The following is a 2,993-nucleotide window of genomic DNA, read 5'->3' on the forward strand; positions in this document are numbered from 1 at the left end:
TGGATGCGAACTATCACGGCGACGGCCTGCGGTTCGTGTCGCGCGACGGCGGCAAGCTGACCTTCAAGCACACCGAATTTTTCTCGAACAAGGAAAAAACGTACACGTATACGCTCGATTCATAATCCCGACCATAACCGCCATGCGACTTCCGTTTCATGGCGGTTTCCGTTTTTAGCCCCGCCCCCGAATCGGATTGGTCCTTGGCCGCGGTGAACCTCTTGATTAGCCTCGAAACCTTGAGAAATTTGTCCGGACGCAATTGCCGCCGCAATGGACCGTCACGGACTAACCTCCTAAATTTGGACACCTTGCAAGGATAGGCAAACCGACTTGAAACAATCGTGTTCAGCGTTTCGCGCGAAATGTTCGGATTATTTCAAAAATAAACTGTTTTTATCATGATTGCATTTGTTTTATCCGCTCAAACACGAACATTAGGCATAGAATATATTGACTTATTCGTGAATATTCGTTACAATAGCAACTGTTGACCTAAACGTTTCATATGCAAAGCTGTGGTTCGTATATCCTCAATAATACGGTTTGAGGGTTTCTACAAGGGACCGTAAATCCCGGGCTACGAATAGGAGGATTCGTGTATCCTATTTCATAGCCGGGATTTTTTGTGTTTGGGGGGAGATACCATGAGCAAATATGACGTCATCGTCGTGGGGGCGGGTCCTGCAGGGATATTCGCCTGTTACGAGTTCACGCTGAAAGCGCCTCATTTGAAGGTGCTGCTGGTCGACAAAGGACACGATATTTACCGCCGCCGCTGCCCGATTCTGGAGGAGAAAATCAAGCTTTGTCCGCCGGCCAGCGGACGCAAGGAATTCGCGGGCTGCGTTCCGGCATGCTCGATTACGGCGGGGTTCGGCGGGGCAGGCGCATACAGCGACGGCAAGTTCAATATTACGACCGAGTTCGGCGGCTGGCTGACGGATTATTTGGCCCCGTCGAAGGTTATGGAACTGACCCGATATGTGGATGAGCTCAATTTGAAGCATGGCGCGACGACAGTCATCACCGATCCGACGACAGAGACGGTCCGCAGCATCGAGCAGCGGGCCTATGCGGCCGGTTTGAAGCTGCTGCGCGCGCAGGTGCGCCACTTGGGAACGGAGCAAAACCTGGAGATTCTGAAATCGATCTACGAATATTTGCAGCCGCGCATCGATATGGCGTTCAAAACCGAAGTGGAGGATATCGTCACGGAGAAAGAGGACGGCGTCCACCGTATTCGCGGCATTGTGCTCAAAAACGGCGAGACGCACGAGGCCAAAAGGGTCATCATTGCGCCGGGGCGCGACGGCTCGGGCTGGCTGAGCGGCATACTGAAGAAGCGCCGGCTCAAAATGTTCAATAATCAGGTGGACGTCGGCGTCCGCGTGGAAACGTCCGATATCGTGATGCGGGAAATCAACGAACATTTGTATGAAGGCAAGTTTGTGTTCAATACGTCGGTCGGCACGCGGGTGCGCACTTTTTGCAGCAACCCTTCGGGTCATGTCGTCGTGGAGAACCATACCGGCGTCATGGCGGCGAACGGCCATTCGTTCAAGGATCCGGAACTCGGCTCGAACAACACGAATTTTGCGCTGCTTGTGTCGCACAAGTTCACCGAGCCGTTCGACAAGCCGAACGAGTATGCGCGAGAAATTTGCAAACGGGCGAACGATCTGTCGAACGGCGGCATCATCGTTCAGAAGTACGGCGATATTTTGCGCGGACGCCGTTCGACGGAAGGCCGCATTCGGGAAGGTTTCCTGGAGCCGACGCTGAAGGAGGCCGTACCGGGCGATCTCGGGCTTGTCCTGCCGTACAATACGATGAAGAGCCTTATCGAGATGATCGAGGCGCTCGATCACGTCACGCCGGGAATCGCTTCCGAGCATACGTTATTTTACGGCGTGGAAGCCAAATTTTATTCCGCGCGGCCCAAGCTTACCGAACGGCTGGAGACGGAGATCCGTGGGCTGTACTGCGGCGGCGACGGCGCGGGCATTACGCGCGGTCTTGCCCAGGCGGGCGCGGCCGGCGTATGGATGGCAAGAGGGATCATCGAATCGTTGTAATGACGAATGAGGGATCATTGGATCGTTTATAACGATGAAAGACGGCATCGAATCATTGCAACGAAGCAGAAGGCCGCTCGCGGTTGTCCGCGAAGCGGCCTTCGATTGTTTTGTAGGTGTATGCTCTTCGCTATTATGCCTATGCCGCTGCGCATACGGCTGCGTTTGCCGCAGGCCGTGTCGGTGTCGGCGTCTGTTATCAGAACCCGTTCCAGACGATCGTCTGTTCCACCGGGAAACGGGTGGACGGACGAGCGGGAACGGCCGCTTTGCCGATGGTAATCAAAACTACCGGAATGTAACGCTCCGGCACGCCGAACGCCTCCACGAACCGGCCGGCATCGAATCCGCCTATCGGGCACGAATCGAGTCCTTTCGCCTTCGCCGCCAGCATAAGCTGCATCGCGGCCAGCGAAGCGTTGCGGATCGCCTCGTCGCGGGGGACGTGCGGAACGTTGGCGTAAGCGGCCTCGATCTGGCCGATCAGATTCGCCTTTACTTCTTCGGGCATCAATCCGGCTTCGACCGCCGGTCCGTACACGGCTTCCGCGTTACGGTTTGCCTCCAGATCACCCAGCACGGCGACGACGGAAGACTCGACGATTTGCTTTTGCCCGTAAGCGATGGGCAGCAGCTTCTCCTTCGCCGCTCGATCGGTAATAGTGAGGAACTTCCAGTGCTGCAAGTTCCATGAGGACGGCGCGCTGCCGGCAATCTCCAGCAGCTCGGTAATTTGCTGCTCGCTCATTTGATACGAGGCATCGTAATGTCTCACGGAATGACGATTTCGGACGACGTCGAAAAAATCGGTTTGTTCGGTCTTTAACATGATTTTGCCGGTCTCCTCCATTCTTTTTTTCTTGCGGACCTCGGCCGTTCGTTCAAGTACATTTCATCATGAAATCGGAATGTGGA

At 55.0% G+C, this 2,993-nt stretch carries 2 protein-coding genes, 1 pseudogene and 1 riboswitch; of the genes and pseudogenes, 1 reads left to right on the forward strand and 2 read right to left on the reverse strand.

Annotated elements, in window-relative coordinates:
* Window positions 1-184: 184 nt before the first annotated feature.
* Window positions 185-262 (reverse strand): annotated as a pseudogene (locus tag ABEV74_RS22745) (RNA-binding S4 domain-containing protein); the annotation flags it as partial.
* A 241-nt stretch (window positions 263-503) separates the two neighbouring features.
* A riboswitch (purine riboswitch) is annotated at window positions 504-603 on the forward strand.
* 44 nt (window positions 604-647) lie between these two features.
* Here ABEV74_RS22745 and ABEV74_RS22750 point away from each other — a divergent pair.
* Window positions 648-2,078, forward strand: a complete 1,431-nt coding sequence (locus ABEV74_RS22750; RefSeq protein WP_430149923.1) for an NAD(P)/FAD-dependent oxidoreductase — start codon at window positions 648-650, stop codon at window positions 2,076-2,078.
* A 199-nt stretch (window positions 2,079-2,277) separates the two neighbouring features.
* Here ABEV74_RS22750 and ABEV74_RS22755 read toward each other — a convergent pair whose 3' ends face one another.
* A complete protein-coding gene (locus tag ABEV74_RS22755) occupies window positions 2,278-2,907 on the reverse strand; it encodes a nitroreductase family protein (protein ID WP_430149925.1) in 630 nt (209 codons plus the stop codon).
* Window positions 2,908-2,993: the final 86 nt, after the last annotated feature.

It is taken from the genome of Paenibacillus cisolokensis (genome assembly GCF_050481165.1).
Taxonomy (GTDB): Bacteria; Bacillota; Bacilli; order Paenibacillales; family Paenibacillaceae; genus Paenibacillus_AH; species Paenibacillus_AH cisolokensis.